The organism is Arthrobacter sp. KKT183 (assembly GCF_055657625.1).
In genome coordinates, this window is record NZ_CM145770.1 from 1,089,372 (window position 1) to 1,106,984 (window position 17,613).

Here is a 17,613-nt window from a genome sequence, read left to right on the forward strand (position 1 = left end):
GGTGGCCGCCGGCACGGCGTATTGCGTGCGCTGCGGCGCTTCCATTCCCAATCGTGCCCCGCATGTCCGTACAGTGGACCCACCGGGCGGTGCGTTGGCGCATCCTGATGCCCGGATGAACGGTGAGGGAGGAACGCGGGGCACCATGGCTCAGCTCAACCTTGAGAACGGTTCGGCAGGCAAGCGGCTCGGAGCAAAGCTGGTTGACGGTATTCCGCCTGCGCTGATCAGCGGACTGGCCGCCGTGGCCGGTATGCCACTGATTGGCTACGAGCAGGTGTCGGCGAGTTCCGCCGTCGTCGATCTGTCCATGTTTTTCGTTGTGATGGGTGCAGGCAGCCTGCTGGCGCTTGGCTACTGGATCTTCCTCTGGGGCTGGGAAGCGAAAACCGGCAAGACCCCTGGCAACCTGATGTTCGGCCTGCGGACCACCAACGAGGAGGGCTTCGCGCCCGGCTGGCTGGCTGTCTTTCTGCGCAACCTCATCATCGCGCTCTCGGGGATCATTCCGGTGCTTGGCTTCGTGATCGTCATGATCTCCAACCTGTTCGACCCCCACGGGAAGCGTCAGGGCTGGTATGACAAAGCCGCGCGAACGTTTGTGTTCGATGTCCGGCGCGGCCGCAATCCGCTGCTGACCGGAGGAATCAACGGGCCGTCGTCGTTCGCTCCGCAACCGGTTCCGCCTGCCGTCCAGCCCATCCAGTCGCCGGTCGTTGCCCGGCCTGAACCGGTGGCGCGCACAGCAGAACCGGTGCTCTTCCAGCCAGAGAAGGTTCCAACGGGCAGGACGGCCCCGCTTCCTGACTTCGGCACCCTGCACCCCGATGAGGAAGCCGGAGAGACGGTCATGTCCCGGGGGTCCGCGCCGGTGAAAACGTACGCTGAGCCGGCCGGCCGTAAAGCTGTGCGTATCCTGCTCGACGACGGCCGCGACCTGGTGCTGGAATCCGTGGCGCTGATCGGCCGCAACCCTGCAGGGAAGGACAACGAGCCGGCACAGCTGATCCCCGTGAAGGACGAGGGGCGCTCAGTCTCGAAAACCCACCTTCACCTGCGCGTCGACGCGGGCAGGCTGTGGGTGACCGATCGTCATTCAACCAACGGCAGTGCCGTGGGCGGTGCGGACGGTGAACGTACTCCGCTGCCGGGAGGCCAGCCTTCGTGGGCGCCACCCGGTTCCACTGTGTACTTCGGCGACCGCAGCTTCAGGGTGGAACAGGCATGAGCAATTTCGAACAGATGAAGGACCGGAACATCGAACTCACCGTCGGGTACGCGACCGACCGCGGCCTCAAGCGCCAATTGAACGAAGACTCCCTGATTGCGTCCGAGCCGATCTTCGCGGTGGCGGACGGCATGGGCGGGCACGAGGCAGGGGAGGTCGCTTCAGGAATCTGCGTGCGGACCCTGGCGGAGAGCAGCATCATCGGCGAGCATGCCCCGCACTTTTCAGCGGCGGATCTCGAGGAATTGCTGCGCACTGCTGATGAGCACATCCGCTCAGAGACGGGAGGCCGGGCGGGCACTACGCTGTCCGGCGTCGTCCTGGTGGAAGAGTCCGGGATGCCCTACTGGCTCTTCTTCAATGTGGGCGATTCACGCACCTACCGGTTGTGTCAGGGCCGGTTCGGGCAGATTTCCGTTGATCATTCCGAGGTGCAGGAGCTGGTGGACCGCGGCCACATCACGCAGGAGCAGGCCGTTGGCCACCCCAGACGGCATGTCATCACCCGTGCGCTGGGAACGGGTGACGATTCCGAGGCCGACTACTGGCTCATGCCGGTGGAAGAGGACGACAGGATCCTCATCTGCTCGGATGGACTGAGCACCGAGGTCTCCGACGATCGCATCTACACTCTCCTCAGTTCCACGGCCGATCCGCAGCAGGCTGCTGACGCGCTGGTGCAGGAGACTCTCCGCAATGGTGCCCGCGACAACGTGACCGTGGTGGTGATCGACGCCCACGGGATCGACCCCGATGCCGAGCTCCACACCACAGCGCCACGCATGATCGGTGCGGATACCGCTGCTGCGGATGGTCCGAATGGTCCGGGTGCTCCGGACGCTGATGCTTCCAACGCCGAGGTGGAGCGTTCGTGAGCGCAGTCCGTTACCTTCCAGGGGAGGGGTGGCTCAGTGTGGTGCGTTCCGGCGTCGTAGTGCTGGTCCCTGCTGCCACCGCACCTGAGCTGACCGACCGGCTCTGGAACCAACTGGGGGAGAACCCCAATTTGCAGGCTGTGCTGCCGATCGTCGCGGGTGGTTTTGGGCAGGGGCTCGAATCCATGCCTCCGTTCGGTGTGGTGTCCCACACGGACCGGCTCCATGTACTGCTTCGAGGCGATGTTCACCTGAGTGTCGACACCGACGACGGCGGCGCGCAGGTTGAGTTGTCCGGGCAAAAGGTGACCACGTGGGTGGAGCGAATCGTCGACGGCGGCGGAAACGGCTTCACGCTGAGCGGCGGCTCTGTCGACGCAGCCGGTTCTATTGGCCCAGGCGGTTATTCCGGGGCAGGCGGGGACACTGCTACCCTGCCGCTTGAGTCAGGGATTGTCCGGGCGTCTGTCGTCTCCGTTAAGTCTTTTGGGCCGGTCGGGCCGGCTGATCCCGTGCGCGCCGAGCCCGAACCCGCTGATCCCGAACGCGCTGTGACGGGTGCTGCTGAGGCTGAGGAACTCGCCACAATCAACCCGAGCCTTTATCTGAGCTCCACTGACGGCGTCGATGAAGACGGCCAACGTGCGGCGGACGGTGCGGACAGCATCGGTGAGGACCAGAACCAGCAGGCCGAACCGGATCCCGAGCTCCAGACCACCGGCTACGACCACCTGTGGGACCAAACTGTCATGCGGCGCGTGGAGGACGCTGCGGTGCGTCCACCTGAGGAAGCTAACCCGTCGAACGAGGTAGACGTTCAGGAGGACGTTGCTCAGGTGCCGGAACAACCGTCACGGCCGTCGGAACGACCACAGCAGGCGGAGCTGTCAGAGCAGTCAGAGCAGTCAGAGCTGTCAGAGCTATCAGAGCTGTCAAAGCCACAGCCGGAGCCGTCCACGCCGCCGGCCGATGCGTCGCCGATACCGCTGACTGCACCCGGGCAGCTGATCGACTCCGTACCGTGGGCACGCAAGAGTGCCGGGACCGGCGGAACGGCAACAGGGCCCGCAACCTTAAACAAGTCCGCAACCCCAATCACGCCTGACACGTCGATCACGCCTGACGCCCCCGCACCGAAGCAGCCCCGCGACCTCCCCGACGCCGAAGATCACGATGGCCAGACGATCATGCGCAGCGACCTGCAGGTCCAACCATCGCAGCAGCCTGCCCAACCGGCAGCTGAGCCGCGTCCCGGTACCGGACCTTTGGTGCTGGCGAGGCTGTGCGGGCAGGGTCACGCCAATCCGCCGGAAGCATCGGACTGCAAAGTCTGTTCCCAGCCCCTTGACAGCGAACCGCGTGAGGTCCGCCGGCCAAGTCTTGGCACCATGCGCATTTCAACCGGTGAGGTGGTGGAACTGGACCAGTCGCTGATCATTGGCCGGCAGCCGTCCGTCTCACGGGTTCAGGGCCGTGGTATGCCGAAGCTGGTGCAGGTCACCAGCGCCGGCGGGGATATTTCGCGCTCACACGTCGAGGTGCGGCTCGACGGCTGGCACGTCCTGCTGTGCGATCTCAAGGCCACCAACGGCACGGTGCTGATTCGCGCGGGCCAGCCGCCACGCCGCCTGGGCGAATCGGAGACCGCGTTCCTCCTTGATGGTGATGTCGCCCAGCTCGGTGACGACATCTTCCTGCGCTTCGAGGGCCTGCGATGACTTCACGGCGCGCCGCCGCACCACCGCCGCACATCCCGGGCTACCGCTACGTCAGCCTGCTCGGATCGGGTGGTTTCTCCGACGTGTACCTGTACGAGCAGGACCGTCCGCGCCGTCGCGTAGCCGTCAAGGTCCTGGTGTCCGGTCTGCTGACCGAAGGCGCCCGCAAGGCGTTCGAGTCCGAGGCCAACCTCATGGCCCAGCTCTCCACGCACCCGTATATCGTCACGATCTACGAAGCGAACATCACCGACGACGGGCACTCCTACCTCGCGATGGAGTACTGCTCGCGCCCGAGCCTGGACGTGCGGTACCGCAAGGGGCGGCTCTCGCTGGCCGAAACACTGACGATCGGCATTCAGGTCGCTTCAGCCGTCGAGTCTGCCCACCGCGCCGGCATCGTGCACCGCGACATCAAACCGGCAAATATCCTGGTCACCGAATACAACCGCCCTGCGCTCACGGACTTCGGCATCTCCGGCACCACGGACGGCGGCGCCGATGAGGACCTCGGCATGTCCATCCCCTGGTCCCCGCCGGAAGCATTCGAGGGCGGCAGCGTGGACGGGATCCGGATGGACGTCTGGTCCCTCGGAGCCACCCTCTACACGCTTCTTGCCGGCCGCTCGCCCTTCGTGTTCCCGGGCCTGGACAATTCGCAGAGCCAGTTGATGGACCGCATCGGGTCAATGCCGCTTGCCCCGATCGGCAGGGATGATGTGCCGCAATCCCTGGAGCTTGCGCTGGCAACAGCGATGGCCAAGAACCCGGCCGCCCGCTACAGCTCGGCACACTCCTTTGCGCTTTCGTTGCAGCGGATCCAGACGGAACTGGGCATCTCGGTCACCCCGTTTGAAGTTCTGGATGACACCGAACACGTGTATCAGAACGACGACGGCGCCGAAGCCACCCGCGTGCGCAAGGTCGTCTCCATCGACCCGGAGTCTTCCACCTTTTCACCCACCTTCCCGACGGCGTCACCCACCGCGCCCAGTCGCCCTTCGCACGGTTCCGTGCCCACCTACTCCGCGCCGTCGTCGTCCATGTCCTCCAGGGTCGACCAACCTCCAGCAGCGGAGGACGCGGCAGACAATAGCGCAACCGAAGACCACGCGTGGCGGGACCGCACCATCCTCCGTGGGGGTGAGCCGCAGGGCGACTCCGTCCGTCTGGATACGACGCTCGGCAGGCCCGTGGGTACGGGGCTGGAAGCCGCTCCAGCCGACGCCGAACCTGTCCGTCGCAAGCGCAGCCCACTGGTGGGCATCCTGCTGGGGCTGGTGCTGCTGGCCGGCGTCGGAATCGGGGTATTCGCCATCGTGAACGGGCAACCGGAAGACCAACCGACCGTGGCACCGCCCACCCAGCCGCCGCCGGACGCGCTGGCCGGTGTTGAGGGCGTTGTGCCGGCGCCCACGGGTATCACCGCAGGGGAGTCCGGCAACACTGTTGTCTTCACCTGGACCAATCCCGATCCGCAGGAAGGTGACGTGTACCGCTTCCGGACCGTGACCGTCACCGAGGAGGGGGACTGGGACCGCACAGTGCAGACCGAGGCGCCCGTCGCGGCCAATCCGGACGGACGCACCTGCGCTGATATACAGATAGTGCGGGCAAACGGAACTGCTTCCGAACCCGAACGCGCCTGCTGGCCTGAGTGAGTTGAAGGGAATACCCGTGGGGGAACTGGCAATAGATTATTGCGGTGAGTGGCATGAGCCGAAGGACGGAGAGCCGTTCAACATCGGTCGCGAAGGCGATCTTGAGGTGGACGACAATCCGTACCTACACCGCAAGTTCCTCCAGATTGCCCATCAGAACGGAATCTGGTGGCTCAATAACGTGGGCACCATGCTCTCGGCCACCGTTGCGGACACCACCGGCGGAATGCAGGCGTGGGTTGCGCCCGGTGCCAGGATTCCGCTGGTCTTCGGGCAGACCCGCGTTGTCTTCACGGCCGGCCCCACTACCTACGAGTTCGACGTGCACCTCAAGACCCCCGCCTTCCGCCAGGAGCGCCAGGTCGACGACGGCTCCGGGACAACGACGATCGGCCCGGTTCGCTTCACCGATTCGCAGCGTGCGCTGATCGTAGCGCTCGCTGAACCGATGCTGCGCCGTGAAGGGACCGGGTTCAGTTCCATTCCATCCTCTGCGGCGGCTGCGCAACGGTTGGGCTGGGCGCTGACCAAGTTCAACCGCAAGCTGGACAACGTGTGCGACAAACTGGACCGGGTGGGAGTCGTGGGCCTGCGCGGCGGCGGCGGCAAGCTCGCCACCAACCGGCGCGCCCGGCTGGTGGAACATGCCGTGACCTCGCACCTGGTCACGCCCGAGGACCTCGATCTGCTCGAAACCATGAAGGGCAAGGCGGATGAGGACTGAGCTGTCCGCGCCGTTCCGTCCTGACGTCCACCTCAACCACCCGGAGTGTTCCTGACATGTTGCTGCGCCTCACCCTGCGGCGTGATCCTGACCCCGCGAAGGATCTCGCTGTCACCGTGGACGGGCTCGCTACCGTAAGCGATGTTGCCCGCGAGCTGTATGTGGCTGATCCGGCGCGTGCGGGGGCTGAACCTCCTGGTCAGTTGTCCCTGACAGTCGAGGAGTCCTACGTTGCCGGCGGCATGCGCGGCCGAACGCTCAATCCCGACGTCAGCCTGTTTGAATCGGGTCTGCGGCCCGGCTCCGCCGTGACTATCAGCCGGGTCAGCGACCAGTTCAACGTGCCGGGACAGGACCGGGGGCCGGCGGTCGCCACGCTACGGGTTCTGTCAGGGCCCGACGCCGGCAAGGAATTTTCGCTGCCGGCCGGCGCCAGCTACCTGGGCCGGGACCGCAACTGCGATATCCGCTTCGCCGATCCGATGATGTCCAAGCGGCACGCGCGGATCAACGTGGCCGACGGCATTGAAATCATTGACACGAACTCCGCGAACGGCCTCCTCATGGGCGGCACGAGGGTGGAGCGGACAACCCTGACCAGCGCGGATGAGATCACGCTGGGAGACACCACCCTTGCAGTGGTGCCGCTGACCCGCGCCTACTCCGCCGATCCCACCAACCCGCTCATAGAGTTCAACCGCTCGCCGCGCGTTGTACCGGCCTTCGTCGAAAAGCCCAAGCAGATTCCGGCGGGCCCGAGGCGGCCGAATCCCATGCGCTTCCCCTACCTGCTGCTCATTGCGCCGATCCTGCTGGGCGCCATCATGTTTTCCATTACACGCAGCCCGTTCAGCCTGATTTTCATTCTCATGATGCCGATGATCCTGGTGGGCAGCTACCTCGACCAGCGGATCAACGCCAAGCGGACCTTCCGGGAGGCTGTGGCGCAGTTCCGCGACTCGATGGCGTTCTTCCGCAGCGACATCGAAAGGACACGGAAAGTAGAGCGTGCCGTCCGGCATGCCGAGGCGCCCTCGGTGGCGGACACGGTCGACGCCGTCTACAAACTGGGCCCACTGCTGTGGACGCACCGCCCGGAGCACGACTTCTTCCTGAGCCTGCGGTTCGGTACCGGCCGTGCACCGTCCCGGATCGAGCTGTCTGAACCTGCCGGCTCAGACACACTGCCCGAGTTCTCCGAGGAGATCCGCGACGCCGCAGAGGAGTACGCCTACATTGACGACGTACCCATCGTGGCGAATCTCCGTCTGTCCGGCGCACTGGGCGTCGCTGGGGCACGCGGGATCGTTGACGACGTAGCACGCGGACTGGTCATCCAGGCGATCGGGCTGCATTCTCCGGCCGAGCTGACCGTTGTTGCGTTGACCTCGGTGCAGTCGAAGGAACGGTGGGGTTGGCTGCAGTGGCTCCCGCACACCGGCTCAGTCCACAGCCCGTTGACCGGTGACCATCTGGCGGCCGGACCGGCCGCGGCGGGACTGCTGTTGTCCCGGCTGGAGGACCTCGTCTCGGTCCGCGCTGCCGAACGCTCGGGGGTCGCGCTTCGCGGGCGGTTGGACCCCACGAAGGAAGTGGAACAGCCTGTGCCGGTCACGCCGTCGGTCCTCGTGGTCGTGGAGGACGATGTCACGGTTGACCGCGCCCGCCTGACCAGAGTTGCCGAGGCAGGAGCGGACGTCGGCGTCCATGTTGTTTGGGTTGCCGGGACGGTTGCGGCGCTGCCGGCGGCCTGCCGCGACTTCCTCTTTGTCGACGGCGACGCGGCGAATGTCAGCGGCCAGGTGCGGTTGGGTGAACTGTCGACGCCGGTCAGCTGCGAAAGCGTGGATCTTGAGCTGGCAGGGCAGCTGGCGCGGATGCTGACTCCCGTCGTCGACGTCGGCAAGCCTGTGGAGGATGATTCGGATCTTCCGCGTGCAGTCTCCTACGTGACGTTGGCGGGGAATGAACTGGTGGAGGCGACGACGGCGGTCGCCGACCGCTGGACGGAGAATAACTCGGTGGCGTCCAGTGCGCTGCCCAACCGGAAGCACCAGGGATCGCTTCGTGCACTGGTGGGTTCGAAGGGCGTCGAGCCGATGTACCTGGACCTCAAGACCGAGGGCCCGCACGCACTGGTCGGGGGAACCACCGGCGCCGGCAAGTCCGAGTTCCTGCAGTCCTGGGTGCTCGGCATGGCCGCTGCGTACAGTCCTGACCGGCTCACGTTCCTGTTTGTCGACTACAAGGGTGGAGCGGCGTTCGCCGACTGCGTGAAGTTGCCGCACACGGTAGGTCTGGTCACCGACCTGTCACCGCACCTGGTGCGGCGGGCGCTGACCTCGCTGCGGGCCGAGCTGCACTACCGGGAACACCTGTTCAACCGCAAGAAGGCCAAGGACCTGTTGGCCATGGAGCGGGATGCGGATCCGGAGACGCCGCCCTCCCTTGTCATCGTTGTGGACGAATTCGCGGCGCTCGCCCGCGAAGTGCCGGAGTTTGTCGACGGGGTGGTCGATATAGCGGCGCGCGGTCGGTCACTCGGCCTGCACCTGATCCTGGCAACGCAACGGCCGTCCGGTGTCATCAAGGACAACCTGCGCGCCAACACCAACCTCCGGATTGCTTTGCGGATGGCTGACACGGATGATTCACAGGACATCCTCGGGACGCCGATGGCTGCCTACTTCAGCCCCACCATTCCGGGCCGTGGTGCTGCCAAGACGGGGCCCGGCCGCATCCAGAGCTTCCAGACGGGCTATGCGGGGGGCTGGACCACGCGTGCGCCTGCGCGTCCGCGCATCGACGTGGTGGAGATGAATTTCGGCTCAGGCACGAGGTGGGAGTCTGCAGCTGATGAGGTTGTCTCCGAGCCGGGTGGGCCGAATGACATCGCGCGGATCGTGGGAAATGTTTCCCAGGCGGCGCTGGAGCTTGGCATCAAACCGCCGCGCAAGCCCTGGCTGGCCGAACTGGCCGAGGCATACGACTTCTCGAAGCTGCCCAACCCGCGTACCGATGAATCGCTGCTGCTTGGCGTCACTGATGATCCGGAGCACCAGGAGCAGCCCACGGTCTTCTACCAGCCGGATGTCGACGGGAATTTGGCGATCCTTGGATCCGGTGGGTCCGGCAAGTCCACCGCCCTGCGGACACTCGCCATCGGGTGTGCTGTGACGGTGCGGGGTGGTCCGGTGCAGGTGTACGGCATTGACTGCGCGTCCAATGGGCTGCAGATGCTCGGTCAGTTGCCCCACGTGGGCGCGATCCTTGACGGGGATGATTCCGAGCGGATCGGCAGGCTGCTCCGGTACCTGCGCGGAATCATCACCGAGCGCGCTGACCGGTTCGCCGAGGTGCGGGCCGGAAGTATCTCCGAGTACCGGAGGCTGGCTGGCCGGCCGGACGAACCGAGAATCCTGCTCCTGGTCGACGGCATCACCACCTTCCGGGAGACCTACGAGTTCAAGGGGCGGGAGCGCCACTTCGAACTGTTCCAGCAGATCGCGACCGATGGCCGTCCCATGGGTGTGCACATTGTCGTGACCGGTGAACGCACCAATTCACTGCCGCCGTCGTTGGCGTCATCGATCAGCCGCCGGATCATCCTGCGGATGGCAGCCAAGGACGACTACTCGACCCTCGGGGTGCCGCGCGACGTACTTTCGAGCTCGTCTCCACCCGGGCGCGGGCTGCTCGACGGGCTGGAGGTGCAGCTCGCCGTCTTCGGCGGCAACGCCAACCTGGAACTCCAGGCTCGCGAGGTCGAACGCATGCGTGATGCCATGCTGCGCCAGGGCGTTCCGCAGGCGCCCGGCGTGCTCAGCCTGCCGGAGTCGATCGATCTGGACGTGCTGCCGGAGGCGCAGGCGGGTTCAGCAGTGATCGGCGTCGACGACTTCAACCTCGAGCCTGCAGCCGTTGCTGCAACCGGGGCCTTCATGGTGTCCGGCCCGCCTGGGTCCGGGCGGACCGTCGCGCTCGTGACGCTGGCAGCGGCGCTGCAGAAGTCGTCGCCGAATGTCAGGCGGATCTATCTCGGTGCGCGGCGATCGACGGTGGCGTCGCTCGGGCTGTGGGACGAGGCCCATGTAACGGCGGCACTGGTACAGCCGGAGCTAGCGCGGCTCGCAACCTTGGCGGACGGCGCCGAAGGATCGGTGGCGTTCTTTATCGAGGGACTGACGGAGTTCAGCGATTCGCTGGCGGAACTCGAGCTGGGCTCGCTGGTGAAGGCTGCAGTGAAAGCCGGGCAATGGGTGGTCGGGGAGGCTGAGACCTCAACCTGGTCCAGCGCCTGGAACCTGTCCGGTCCGTTCAAGTCGGGCAGGCGGGGGCTTCTGCTCAACCCGAACGAGCTCGACGGCGACACGCTCCTGAACACGTCGCTCGGACGGACGGCCGGAAACCGCTTCATCCCGGGCCGCGGGTACGTGATCGGCCGCGGAAAGGCCTACAAGCTACAGGTCGCTACAACCATGGGCGGCCTGGACTGACACGCCGATCCAGCCCGTACGTGGGGAGTGCTGCTTGGGGAGCGGTCCCCATCGACACCGGCAAGCGGGCTTGGATAGGTTGTAGTTGGTCGCTCAGCAGGGGAGCCCGCGAGGGATATCCCGGCTTGGGCAGGCGGTTCCGGAAATGCCGGACCGCCACAGACGAAAGGTGGGGACAATGAGCAACGTTACACACGGTAACAACCCGGAGCAGATGGGACAGCTGGCACAGCTGCTTACCCAGAAGTCCGAAGAACTGAACCAGACCGCCAACCAGCTGACGCAGCAGCTTGGCAACACAGCCTGGGTTGGCCCGGATTCCGAGCGCTTCCGCGGCGAGTGGGAAACGCACCGCGCGCAGCTGACCCAGATTGCAGCCCAGCTGCAGGAAGTCAGCGCAACCGTACAGCGCAACCGCCAGGATCAGGAAGCAACCTCCAACGCGTAGGTTCTTTCGGACGGCTGAACGGCCCGCGGCTTCGGCTGCGGGCCGTTTGCGTTGACCCCATCCTTCAACGCGGGCAAGTGTCGGAGGTCTGGGGCAAGATAGGAAGCGTGGCCACAGTGAACCAACACGCCGATGCGCATTCCGAAGCAGGTCCCAACGTCGAGCTGCCCGCCGGCGAGGTGCCGGATGACTCCCTGAAGGAGGAATACGGCAGCCTGGTTGAGGAGGTTCGGCGTCACCGTTTCGCGTACTACAACGAGAATGCGCCGCTGGTCTCGGACGCAGAGTTCGATGAACTGTTCCGCCGGTTGGAACAGATCGAGGCAGAGCACCCGGAGCTGATCTCCAATGATTCCCCTACACAGGAGGTCGGCGGGGATGTGTCTGCCGCCTTCTCGCCCGTGCAGCATCTGCAACGGATGTACAGCCTGGAAGACGTATTCTCCACGGATGAGCTCGAGGCATGGGTCCGGCGTGCCGAGGCCAGTATCGAGTCGCAGCGTCCGGGAAGCGGCGTGTCGTGGCTGACCGAGCTGAAAATTGACGGCCTCGCGGTCAACCTTCTCTACCGCAACGGGGAACTAGTCCGGGCAGCAACCCGCGGTGACGGAGCAACCGGAGAGGACATCACGCACAATGTCCTCACGATCAAGACAATCCCGCGCAGGCTCAAGGGCTCCGAGCATCCGGCGGAGGTGGAGATCCGGGGCGAGGTGTTCTTTCCCTCGAAGGAATTCACCCAGCTCAACGAGTCGATGGTTGAAGCAGGCAAGGCACCGTTCGCCAATCCCCGCAATGCAGCGGCAGGTTCACTTCGGCAAAAGGACCCGGCGCTCACTGCCCAGCGGCCGCTGGACATGTATGTGCACGGGATCGGTGCGCGCGAGGGTCTGCAAGCCGAAAGCCAGTCGGAAACTTACGGCTTGCTTGAGCAGTGGGGGCTGCCCGTCTCGCCGTACTTCAAGGTGCTCGGTTCCTATCAGGAGGTCCTCGACTTCATTCAGCACTATGGCGAGCACCGTCATGATCTGCTGCATGAAATTGACGGGATTGTTGTCAAAGTAGACAGCTTCGCCCTGCAGCGGGCCCTCGGACACACCTCCCGTGTGCCGCGGTGGGCTGTCGCGTACAAGTATCCGCCGGAGGAAGTGAACACCAAGCTCCTGGATATCCGGGTCAATGTGGGCCGCACCGGGCGCGTGACGCCCTACGGCATGATGGTTCCCGTGAAGGTCGCAGGCTCCACCGTGGAGATGGCCACACTGCACAACCAGGAGGTCGTCAAGGCCAAGGGAGTGCTCATCGGTGACATCGTGGTGCTCCGTAAGGCCGGCGATGTCATTCCGGAAATTGTCGGTCCGGTAGTGGCGCTTCGCTCGAAGCAGGATCCGCCGCCCCACGAGTTTGTGATGCCTACCGAGTGTCCCTCCTGCGGGACACCGTTGGCACCTGCAAAAGAGGGCGACGTCGACATCCGCTGTCCCAACGCAAAGTCCTGTCCATCCCAGCTCCGGGAGAGGGTCTTTCACGTAGCAGGCCGCGGTGCCTTCGACATTGAGGCGCTGGGCTGGGAAGCGGCGATCGCCCTCACCCAGCCCGCTGAACCTCACGAACCGCCGCTGACCACCGAAGCGAACCTGTTCAGGCTGACCCCCGAAAAGCTCGCCGATGTGCGAATCCTTCGGGACAAAAAGATCAAGGGGGTGGTCAGCGGCCAGGAACTCGTTCCCTATTTCTATACGCGTGGAACAGCAAAGAAACCTTCGGAACCAACCGCGAACACACGGAAGCTGTTCGCGGAGCTGGAAAAAGCCAAATCGCAGCCGCTGTGGCGTGTGCTGGTTGCGCTGTCCATCCGCCATGTCGGGCCAACGGCGTCGCGGGCACTGGCCACGGCATTCGGTTCGATGGATCGGATCCGCGGTGCCAGCGAAGAGGAACTTGCCAATGTCGACGGCGTCGGTCCAACTATCGCGGCAGCTCTGAAGGAGTGGTTCGCGGAGGACTGGCACTGCGAGATCGTCGACCGGTGGGCAGAAGACGGAGTTCGCATGGCGGATGAGGTGGATGAGTCCATGCCACGCACGCTGGAGGGGCTCACCGTCGTCGTCACCGGTTCTCTAGAGGGTTTCAGCCGTGACGAAGCGAAAGAAGCCATCATTCAGCGCGGAGGCAAGGCGTCGGGTTCGGTGTCGAAGAACACCAGTTACGTGGTGGCGGGGGAAAACGCGGGAACCAAGCTGGACAAGGCTGAGCAGCTTGGACTGCCGGTCCTGGATGAAGACGGTTTCCGGAAGCTGCTTGAGGAGGGAAGCGTATGAATACCAGTGCCAGCCCGGCAGAACTGCTGCACGTCGCGTTGCAGGCCGCTGAAGCGGGTGCGGCAGTGTTGCGGAAGCGCGGTGAGGGTGAGCTTCAGGCGGAGAACAAGAGTTCGGACAGTGACTGGGTGACGGCTTTCGACACGGCTGCCGAGCGGGCCGTCCGTGATGTGATCTGGCGGTCCCGCCCGCATGATGCGATCACCGGCGAGGAGTACGGGACCACCGTGCCTGAAGGATCATCTTCCGGCGTCCGCTGGTCCATAGACCCACTTGATGGAACCACCAATTTCATCCGGAACATCGTCTACTACGGTACGTCTGTAGCAGCGGTGGACAACGACGGCGTGTGGCTGGCGGGCGTCGTTCATGCGCCTGCGCTGGACCGGGTGTACTGGGCATCGCACGGGCAGGGTGCGTGGGTACGTGAACGGGGTACCGTGCGGCAGCTGCACGGTCCGGCTGAAGGCAGACCGGGCACGCTGGTGGGGAGTGGCTTCACCTATAACCCGGGGCAGCGTTCCCAGCAGCTGGGTGAACTGGGTGAGCTGTTGGCGGGGCACGGTGATCTGCGGCGGATCGGGTCGGCTGCTCTGGATTTGTGCATGGTGGCTGACGGCACGCTGGATGCCTATGTCGAGCGAGGGTTGAATGAGCATGACTGGGCGGCCGGTGCGCTGATTGCCGAGGAAGCAGGCGTGGCCGTCCGTCGGCCCGGCATTACGTCCGTCCTCGATGGCGGGCCGGATGAAGCCGAGCGCTTCTCGGCTTTCACAGTGGCTGGTCCGCAGTCGGTTATTGATGTTACGGAACGTCTGGAGCTCAGGACATGACGGTCAGTTGGCAGAAGGTCTTTTCGACGCTGGCCTCAGAACCTCTTCGGGAAGCGTATGCGCGGGCCATTCTTGGTGAGGACGTCAGCGCCCGGTCCAGGGAGTTTTCGAAGCTCGTTGAATCGGGGCTGCTGTTGAGCGATGGATCCGTCAACGACGGGATGTTCAAGGACGTACTGGGTTCTGCGGCGGGTGCGCGGCCACGGGGAGTGGACCGGTTCTTTCACGAGGGCAGACTCGATGGATTGCCGGCGGGCCAGGAGGACCGGTTGGCGGTGCTGGAGCACCTTGCCGATCGCTTGTTCCCGCTTGATCAGGAGCTGGATGAGCCGGCAGTGAACCTATTGATAGCGACGGTTACGGGGGACATCCCGACTCTTCGGCGTGCGCTTGTCGACTTCGGGTTTCTCGTGCGCAACCCAGACGGAACGCGGTACCGGAGAGCGACTGCCGGCTAAATTAATCTGATCGTTGCATTCGTCCGGCGCTCGCGGTTCGTTGGTCTGCCACACTCAGATCATCGCTCGTCCAACGCAAGAGGAGGCGTCCATGGACATTAATATCAGGTCGGCGGACAGGAACGATTTCGCAGAGATCCGACGTATCACTGTGGCCGCCTATTCGGATGCCGGCTACATCGACGATGAGTACGCATACAACCACATCCTGGCGGCGATTGAGGAGGGGTACTCCGGGTCATCATTACTGGTTGCGGAATCGGCCGGAAAAATTATGGGATCGGTTTTTGTTACGAGGGCCGGCGGTGATTTCAGCGATGTCGCGCATGACGGTGAACTCGAGTTTCGGATGCTCGCAGTTGAGCCCGGCGAACAGCACAAGGGGATCGGGCACGCGCTGGTGGCGGCCGTGATCGAGCGGGCTCGCATGGATCCTGACGTGTCGGCGGTTGTCCTGACCATCGCACCGAACATGGATGGACAGCACAAGTTGTACGAGTCAATGGACTTTGTCCGAGTTCCTGCCCGGAACTTTCTGTTGTCCGATACATTTGCGTTGCACGTCTACAAGTTGACTCTTTAGGACCGTTTCGCCGTGTCGCGGATCGCTGGATCGCTGGATCGCCGGAGTGCTGGAGTGCCGGAGTCCGCCGGGAGTCAGCGGGTTTCACCGGAATCAGTCAGCGTGTTCCGGTGGCCAGGTGACAGCAAAGCGCTCGAAGATAATCTCGTCATCCTCTGACCATCGCCGGCCGCTAGCGGCGCTGACCCGTGTGAAGTAGCGCCGGTGTTCGTGCTGCCAGCTTGCCAGGGTTCCGTCGTCTTCGCCTTCGTCGGCGGCGAATGCCGCGTCAGCGCTGGTGAAAGGGCCGACACGAAGGCCAGTGCTGCGGATGATGATGCGGGGGTTTCCTTCGCTGTCGCACGCAACCCAGTGGGAACCGATGCGCGGTAGCTCGTCACCGCGTGCCAGGAATTCAGCGACGAGATCCGCGGTAGCCCGTTTCCGACCGCCGATGACCAGGCTCAGGAGCTCGTCGGCTAACCGCTTCGAATCACCGAAGTGATCAACCGTGTATTCGGGCGAGGCAGCTACTGCTTCGGGATGTGCTTGGGCATAAGCGTTCCACATGAGGCTGGCTGCTGAGAGATCGGGTGGAGAGACTGGTTCAGGCTGCACGTCATCATGGTCGCAGGCAGCATCAGCCGGCCGCAATAGCTGTAAACGACAGGTCTGGGGACTGCTCCTCTGCTACTCGCGCGTGATCGCTCAGCCGCGTGATTGCTCGGCCGTCTGCTTTCCAGCCGGGTGCGATTTGTTCAGCAGAGTGTCCAGTAGTGGTTGCGTCGGGGTTGTTGGTCTGGGTCGAGGTGTGGGGGTGGGATGAACCAGGGGAGGCGGTCCCGGATCTGGATGGTCCATTCGTTTTGATGGATCAGATGGTGGTGGTGGCTGCACAGAAGTATTCCGTTGTCGGTGCTGGTGGTTCCGCCGTGTGACCAGGGTCGGATGTGGTGGGCTTCGGTCCAGTGGGCAGGCATGGTGCAGGTGGGGAAGGCGCAGCCTTGGTCTCGGGCGATGAGGGCTTTGCGTTGTTTGGCTGTGAAGAGCCGTTGTGTGCGGCCGAGGTCGAGGATTTCGCCTTGTCCGCCGAGGACGACCGGGATGATGTCGGCGTCGCAGGCGATTTTGCGGGCCGTGCGTGCGTTGACGGGCCCGGTGTAGGCGAGTGATGCCCCGGCGGTGGGGGAGAAGGTGCCGGTACTCATTTCGAGGTCGCCGAGGAGTGTTTGGTAGTCGATGGTGACGAGGACTTGTGGCCGCTGTCCGCCGGTGGCCGGGAGTTTGTCGGTGGCCAGGGCTAGTTGGCAGGCTCCGACGAGTCCGTCCAGGAGCAGCTGGGCGCGGGTTCTGGTCTCGATTGCCGCGGCGTCGCTTCCGCTGTCTCGGGGGTTGGTGGTTCGGGGGTTGGTGGCGGTGTTCATGATGGTGGTGAGGTATTCGTATTGTTCGTCGGTGGCGGCGATGTCGAGTAGGTGGACGCCGCGTTTTTTGCCGTGGAGGAATACGCCTTGGCGGGCGGTGAGTTCCTTCTCGCTCGGTTCCGGTCCGTCGGGGTCCAGGTGTGCTTCGACGCGGCCGATGAGTTTGGTGAGGAAATCGGGATCGAAGCGGGTGGCGCTGCCGGTGAGTTGGGCTTCGATCGTGTTGAGCACGGCTGGTTCGGTGGTGAACTGTGCGCGGTCCAGGGCGCTGTTGATCATGGTGGCTGCTTTGCCGGACACCACTCCGGCGGAGACCGCCGCTGCGAGGTGTGCACAGGCGGCGGGTAGGGGTTCTCCGGTGAGTGTGGTGCGGGGGATGAGTTTCGCGCCGAGGCGGAGCCGGCGGTTGGCTTCGCTTCTGCTGATCCGTAGCCGGTCCTGCAGGTATCCGGCGGTGCACCGGTAGGCCGAACGCCCACCGGAATGGCCGGACAAACCGAACGCGAAACCGGCACCACCACCGGTGGGGGTCCCGTCGTCGGTCGTGGTGTTGTTGGTGTCGGTGGGCTTGCCGCCCGCTGCGGCGCTGCTGCGATCCACTGCCGTTGCCGCAACGAGCTGAAGGTACTCGACCGTCCGGGACAGATCCTCGATCCCGGTCAAATGCTCGGCGAGTTTATCCTGTCCCATTCCCGCGAACTCGGCCACCAAACGCGAGGTGTACGCGGCAAGGAGCTGCTTCAGCTCGCTGATCGAAGGTTCGGAGCAACCGGCCGGATCATCGAATCCGAAGGCTGGGAGAGCGCGCAGCCGTTCGCCGGGGAGGGTGTCGAGTGCGGCTGTCAGGCTCATACTTCATTCTATT

13 protein-coding genes are annotated in these 17,613 nt (G+C 64.4%); 11 read left to right on the forward strand and 2 right to left on the reverse strand.

Annotated elements, in window-relative coordinates; all coding sequences use genetic code 11:
- Positions 1-145 precede the first annotated feature (145 nt).
- The 11 genes from ACZ2GY_RS05185 to ACZ2GY_RS05235 all read left to right on the forward strand — a co-directional run bounded on the left by ACZ2GY_RS05185 (position 146) and on the right by ACZ2GY_RS05235 (position 15,345).
- Complete coding sequence (locus tag ACZ2GY_RS05185; RefSeq protein WP_471673203.1) at positions 146-1,228, forward strand: RDD family protein; 1,083 nt, start codon at positions 146-148, stop codon at positions 1,226-1,228.
- Positions 1,225-2,103: a PP2C family protein-serine/threonine phosphatase gene (locus ACZ2GY_RS05190; RefSeq protein ID WP_277358303.1), complete on the forward strand. Its 879-nt coding sequence runs from the start codon at positions 1,225-1,227 to the stop codon at positions 2,101-2,103. The genes ACZ2GY_RS05185 and ACZ2GY_RS05190 overlap by 4 nt, the downstream gene beginning before the upstream one ends.
- Positions 2,100-3,821 (forward strand): hypothetical protein, encoded by a 1,722-nt coding sequence (locus ACZ2GY_RS05195; RefSeq protein ID WP_471673204.1) that lies wholly within the window; start codon positions 2,100-2,102, stop codon positions 3,819-3,821. The genes ACZ2GY_RS05190 and ACZ2GY_RS05195 overlap by 4 nt, the downstream gene beginning before the upstream one ends.
- Positions 3,818-5,482: a serine/threonine-protein kinase gene (locus ACZ2GY_RS05200; RefSeq protein WP_277358305.1), complete on the forward strand. Its 1,665-nt coding sequence runs from the start codon at positions 3,818-3,820 to the stop codon at positions 5,480-5,482. The genes ACZ2GY_RS05195 and ACZ2GY_RS05200 overlap by 4 nt, the downstream gene beginning before the upstream one ends.
- 16 nt (positions 5,483-5,498) lie before the next feature.
- A complete protein-coding gene (locus ACZ2GY_RS05205; protein ID WP_056548635.1) occupies positions 5,499-6,206 on the forward strand; it encodes a flagellar basal body rod protein FlgC in 708 nt (235 codons plus the stop codon).
- A 56-nt stretch (positions 6,207-6,262) separates the two neighbouring features.
- A complete protein-coding gene (locus ACZ2GY_RS05210; RefSeq protein ID WP_471673205.1) occupies positions 6,263-10,702 on the forward strand; it encodes an FtsK/SpoIIIE domain-containing protein in 4,440 nt (1,479 codons plus the stop codon).
- A 178-nt stretch (positions 10,703-10,880) separates the two neighbouring features.
- On the forward strand, positions 10,881-11,150 hold the full coding sequence (locus tag ACZ2GY_RS05215; protein ID WP_026544706.1) for a WXG100 family type VII secretion target: 270 nt from the start codon (positions 10,881-10,883) through the stop codon (positions 11,148-11,150).
- A gap of 179 nt (positions 11,151-11,329) precedes the next feature.
- Entirely contained in the window at positions 11,330-13,471 is a 2,142-nt protein-coding gene (gene ligA / locus ACZ2GY_RS05220) for an NAD-dependent DNA ligase LigA (protein WP_277358327.1), read from the forward strand.
- A complete protein-coding gene (locus tag ACZ2GY_RS05225) occupies positions 13,468-14,304 on the forward strand; it encodes an inositol monophosphatase family protein (protein WP_277358307.1) in 837 nt (278 codons plus the stop codon). The genes ligA and ACZ2GY_RS05225 overlap by 4 nt, the downstream gene beginning before the upstream one ends.
- Complete coding sequence (locus tag ACZ2GY_RS05230; RefSeq protein ID WP_471673206.1) at positions 14,301-14,762, forward strand: DUF2087 domain-containing protein; 462 nt, start codon at positions 14,301-14,303, stop codon at positions 14,760-14,762. The genes ACZ2GY_RS05225 and ACZ2GY_RS05230 overlap by 4 nt, the downstream gene beginning before the upstream one ends.
- 91 nt (positions 14,763-14,853) lie before the next feature.
- A complete protein-coding gene (locus tag ACZ2GY_RS05235; protein ID WP_346028834.1) occupies positions 14,854-15,345 on the forward strand; it encodes a GNAT family N-acetyltransferase in 492 nt (163 codons plus the stop codon).
- Positions 15,346-15,438: 93 nt separating this feature from the next.
- Here the strand turns inward: ACZ2GY_RS05235 and ACZ2GY_RS05240 are convergent, their stop codons facing one another.
- Positions 15,439-15,894, reverse strand: coding sequence for an ASCH domain-containing protein (locus tag ACZ2GY_RS05240; protein WP_471673207.1), 456 nt, complete (start codon positions 15,892-15,894; stop codon positions 15,439-15,441).
- Between the two features lie 188 nt (positions 15,895-16,082).
- Entirely contained in the window at positions 16,083-17,600 is a 1,518-nt protein-coding gene (locus ACZ2GY_RS05245; RefSeq protein WP_471673208.1) for an HNH endonuclease signature motif containing protein, read from the reverse strand.
- Positions 17,601-17,613 lie beyond the last annotated feature (13 nt).

What these genes read in the sequence shown, in the direction of transcription:
- ACZ2GY_RS05210 (WP_471673205.1), top strand. Translation starts at nt 6,263, where the DNA reads ATGTTGCTGCGCCTCACCCTGCGGCGTGATCCTGACCCCGCGAAGGAT.
- ACZ2GY_RS05190 (WP_277358303.1), top strand. Translation starts at nt 1,225, where the DNA reads ATGAGCAATTTCGAACAGATGAAGGACCGGAACATCGAACTCACCGTC.
- ACZ2GY_RS05225 (WP_277358307.1), top strand. Translation starts at nt 13,468, where the DNA reads ATGAATACCAGTGCCAGCCCGGCAGAACTGCTGCACGTCGCGTTGCAG.
- ACZ2GY_RS05230 (WP_471673206.1), top strand. Translation starts at nt 14,301, where the DNA reads ATGACGGTCAGTTGGCAGAAGGTCTTTTCGACGCTGGCCTCAGAACCT.
- ACZ2GY_RS05235 (WP_346028834.1), top strand. Translation starts at nt 14,854, where the DNA reads ATGGACATTAATATCAGGTCGGCGGACAGGAACGATTTCGCAGAGATC.
- ACZ2GY_RS05200 (WP_277358305.1), top strand. Translation starts at nt 3,818, where the DNA reads ATGACTTCACGGCGCGCCGCCGCACCACCGCCGCACATCCCGGGCTAC.
- ACZ2GY_RS05215 (WP_026544706.1), top strand. Translation starts at nt 10,881, where the DNA reads ATGAGCAACGTTACACACGGTAACAACCCGGAGCAGATGGGACAGCTG.
- ACZ2GY_RS05240 (WP_471673207.1), bottom strand. Translation starts at nt 15,894, where the DNA reads ATGTGGAACGCTTATGCCCAAGCACATCCCGAAGCAGTAGCTGCCTCG.
- ACZ2GY_RS05185 (WP_471673203.1), top strand. Translation starts at nt 146, where the DNA reads ATGGCTCAGCTCAACCTTGAGAACGGTTCGGCAGGCAAGCGGCTCGGA.
- ACZ2GY_RS05245 (WP_471673208.1), bottom strand. Translation starts at nt 17,600, where the DNA reads ATGAGCCTGACAGCCGCACTCGACACCCTCCCCGGCGAACGGCTGCGC.